The sequence below is a fragment of the Piscinibacter sp. genome (assembly GCF_050175855.1).
Taxonomy (GTDB): Bacteria; Pseudomonadota; Gammaproteobacteria; order Burkholderiales; family Burkholderiaceae_C; genus Piscinibacter.
Genome location: NZ_JBFXIO010000474.1, coordinates 1 through 3480, shown reverse-complemented (window position 1 = coordinate 3480; position 3480 = coordinate 1). Strand labels below are relative to the sequence as shown.

The window sequence follows — 3480 nt, the reverse complement described above, 5'->3', positions numbered from 1 at the left end:
GAACCTCGCGGTCGCGGATCAGCCAGGCCTGGCTGCCGGACACCATCACTTCGGCGGCGCGGCCGCGGGTGTTGTAGTTGCTCGCCATGCTCATGCCATAGGCACCGGCCGACAGGATGGCGAGCGTGTCGCCGCCGCGCACCGCGAGGCGGCGGTCGCGGCCCAGCCAGTCGCCGGATTCGCACACCGGGCCGACCACGTCCATGGTCTGTGGCGCTTCGTCGCGCGGGGCGCACGGCACGATGCCCATCCAGGCTTCGTACATCGCCGGGCGCATCAGGTCGTTCATCGCCGCGTCGACGATGCAGAAGTTCTTCTCGCCGCCGGGCTTCAGATAGAGCACGCTGGCCAGCAGCACGCCGGCATTGCCGACCAGCGAGCGGCCCGGCTCGAGCAGGATCTTGCGATGGCCGTGGCCGCGGGTGTCGATGCGCGCCAGCAGCGCGCGCACCAGTGCCTCCGCCGCCGGCGGCTGCTCGTCGGTGTAGGTGATGCCCAGCCCGCCGCCGAGGTCGAGGTGGTGCAAGGGGATGCCTGCAGCCTCCACCGCCTCGACCAGGTCGAGCACGCGGTCGAGCGCGTCGAGGTAAGGGCCGGTCTCGGTGATCTGCGAGCCGATGTGGCAGTCGATGCCCACCACCTCGATGCCGGGCAGGGATGCCGCGCGTCTGTAGGTGGCCAGCGCGCGGTCGTGGGCGACGCCGAACTTGTTGCCCTTCAGCCCGGTGGAGATGTAGGGATGCGTCTTCGGGTCGACGTCTGGGTTCACGCGCAGGCTGATGCGTGCCGTGCGGCCCGCCTGGTGCGCCACCTGCGAGAGCAACTCGAGCTCGCTTTCGCTCTCCACGTTGAAGCAGGCCACGCCGGCTTCGAGCGCCTGAGCCATCTCTGCGCGCGTCTTGCCCACGCCGGAGAACACCACCTTGGCGGCATCGCCGCCGGCGGCCAGCACACGCTCGAGTTCGCCGCCCGAGACGATGTCGAAGCCGCAGCCGGCCCGGGCGAAGGTCTGCAGCACCGCCAGGTTGCTGTTGGCCTTCATCGCGTAGCAGATGAGGTGGTCGCGGCCGGCGAGCGCGCGCTGGTAGCCGGCCAGCGCCTCGCGCATGGCGCTGCGCGAGTAGACGTACAGCGGGGTGCCGAATCGCGCGGCGAGCTCGGCCAGCGCGCAGTCCTCGAGATGCAGTTCCCGGCCAAGATAGGCCAGGTGAGGGGAGCCGGGCAGCGTCATTTCGCCGCCGGCGCCGATGCCGCGGGTGCGGTCGAAGGCAGGGTCAGCGGCCCCTTCTGGCCACAACCCATCAGCGCGAACAGCGCGGTGGATGCGATGACCACGAAGCCGCGATGGCGTCGCCAGGCGCGCGGCGCGGGGCTCGTCGATACACTAGTCTTGCACTGCAGCATGCGCGGATTATCGACCATGACCACTCCCTTCGAACCCACGCCGCTCGGCGATTCCGAGTACCACGCGATCACGTCGACGCTGCTTTCGTGCATCGAGGCCACCGTGGACCAGTGGCTGCAGGACGACGTGGTCGACATCGACACCCACCGCACCGGCGGCCTGCTCGAACTGGGCTTTCCCAATGGCAGCAAGCTGGTGATCAACACGCAACCGCCACTTCACGAGCTGTGGCTGGCCGCGCGCAGCGGCGGCTACCACTACAAGTACTCGAAGGGGCGCTGGCTGGACACGCGCGATGGCAGGGAGTTCTTCGCGGCGCTGTCCGCCTGCGCCAGCGAGCAGGCCGGCAAGCCGCTGAAGTTCGAGCCGGCTCTCAGCGCTTGAACAGGTCGAGGATGCCCTTGCGCTCTTCCTCGACCACGGCCGGGTCGACCGGCGGCGCTTCCTCGATGCCCAGCGTGGTGACGCCGCTGCCGTCGGCATACTCGCTGTAGTACCACTCGCCGCCCAGATTGACGACGCCCCTGGGTGGCACGGCCTCGGCCACCGGAACGCCCTTGAGCACCGCGCTCATGTAGTCGATCCAGATCGGCAGCGACAGGCCCCCGCCGGTCTCGCGGTCGCCGAGCTTGCGCGGTGTGTCGTAGCCCATCCAGACCACGGCCACCACCTGCTGCTGCCAGCCGGCGAACCAGGCGTCGTGGGAGTCGTTGGTCGTGCCGGTCTTGCCATACAGGTCGGGCCGCTTGAGCGTGGCCTGGGCGCGCGCCGCCGTGCCCGATCGCGTGACCTCCTGCAGCAGGCTGGTCATCACGAAGGCGTTGCGCGGTTCGATGACGCGCGCCGACTCGTCGAGCACTGGCGGCCTGGGCTCGTTGAGTACACGACCCTTGCTGTCGGTGATGCGGGCGATCAGGAACGGGTTGATGCGGTAGCCGCCGTTGGCGAAGACGCTGTAGGCGCTGGCCATCTGCAGCGGCGTGACGGAGCCGGCGCCCAGCGCCATCGTCAGGAACGCCGGGTGCTTGTCGGCCTCGAAGCCAAAGCGCGTCACCCAGTCCTGCGCGAACTCCGGCGTGATCGCCTGCAGGATGCGGATCGAGACCATGTTCTTCGACTTGGCGAGTCCGCGGCGCATCGACATCGGCCCGTCGAACTGGCCGTCGTAATTCTTCGGCTCCCAAGGCTGGCTGCGGGTCGCGTCGGCATCGAAGAAGAGTTCGGCGTCGTTGATCACCGTGGCCGGTGTGAAACCCTTCTCCAGTGCTGCCGAATAGACGAAGGGCTTGAAGCTCGAACCCGGCTGGCGCCAGGCCTGCGTCACGTGGTTGAAGCTGCTCTTGGAGAAGTCGAAGCCGCCGACCATCGAGCGGATCGCGCCGGTGCGCGGGTCCATGGACACGAACGCGCCTTCCACCTCGGGCTGCTGCGTGATGCTCCACCTGGCCTTGGCGTCCGCGACGACCCGGATCACCGCGCCGCGGCGGATCGCCGTCTTGGGGTTGCCCTTGGCGGCCAGGCCGGAGGTTGCCGGCTTGAGCCCATCGCCGGTGATCTCGAGCGCATCGCCGTTCTGCAGCACCGCCACCACCTTCTTCGGGCTGGCCTCGAGCACGACGGCAGCCTTGAGTTCGTCGTTGTCCGGGTGTTCCTGCAGCGCCTCGGCGATGCGGGCGTCGAGGTCCTTCGGGTTGGCGGGCAGGTCGACATAGGCCTCGGGCCCGCGGTAGACCTGGCGCCGCTCGAAATCCATGATGCCCTTGCGCAGGGCACGATAGGCGGTGGTCTGCTCGCCGGAGTTCAGCGTCAGGTATACGTTCAGCCCGCGCGTGTAGGCCTCCGCGCCGTACTGGCTGAAGATCAGCTGCCGGGCGACCTCGGCCACGTATTCCGCGTGCACGAAGACCTGGTTCTGCGTGCGGTACTGCAGCTTCTCCGCCTTGGCCGCGGCGTGCTGCTCGGCGCTGATGAAGCCGTTGTCGAGCATGCGGTCGATGATGTACTGCTGCCGCTCCGTGGCCCGCTTCGGATTGACGATCGGGTTGTAGGCCGACGGCGCCTTGGGCAGGCCGGCG

Annotated in this window: 4 protein-coding genes; 1 reads left to right on the top strand and 3 read right to left on the bottom strand. The window is 68.7% G+C overall.

What is annotated here, in order from left to right; translation table 11 throughout:
* A partial coding sequence (gene lysA / locus AB7U92_RS24130; RefSeq protein ID WP_428582905.1) for a diaminopimelate decarboxylase occupies positions 1–1231 on the bottom strand: 1231 nt, incomplete at its 3' end.
* Complete coding sequence (lptM, locus tag AB7U92_RS24125; RefSeq protein ID WP_428582903.1) at positions 1228–1422, bottom strand: LPS translocon maturation chaperone LptM; 195 nt, start codon at positions 1420–1422, stop codon at positions 1228–1230. The genes lysA and lptM, both read right to left, overlap by 4 nt.
* On the opposite strand from lptM, the gene cyaY reads away from it, so the two are divergent.
* Complete coding sequence (gene cyaY, locus AB7U92_RS24120; protein WP_428582901.1) at positions 1421–1789, top strand: iron donor protein CyaY; 369 nt, start codon at positions 1421–1423, stop codon at positions 1787–1789. The genes lptM and cyaY overlap by 2 nt on opposite strands.
* Here the strand turns inward: cyaY and AB7U92_RS24115 are convergent.
* Positions 1779–3480: penicillin-binding protein 1A (locus tag AB7U92_RS24115; RefSeq protein ID WP_428582899.1), on the bottom strand; the 1702-nt coding region annotated here is incomplete at its 5' end. The genes cyaY and AB7U92_RS24115 overlap by 11 nt on opposite strands.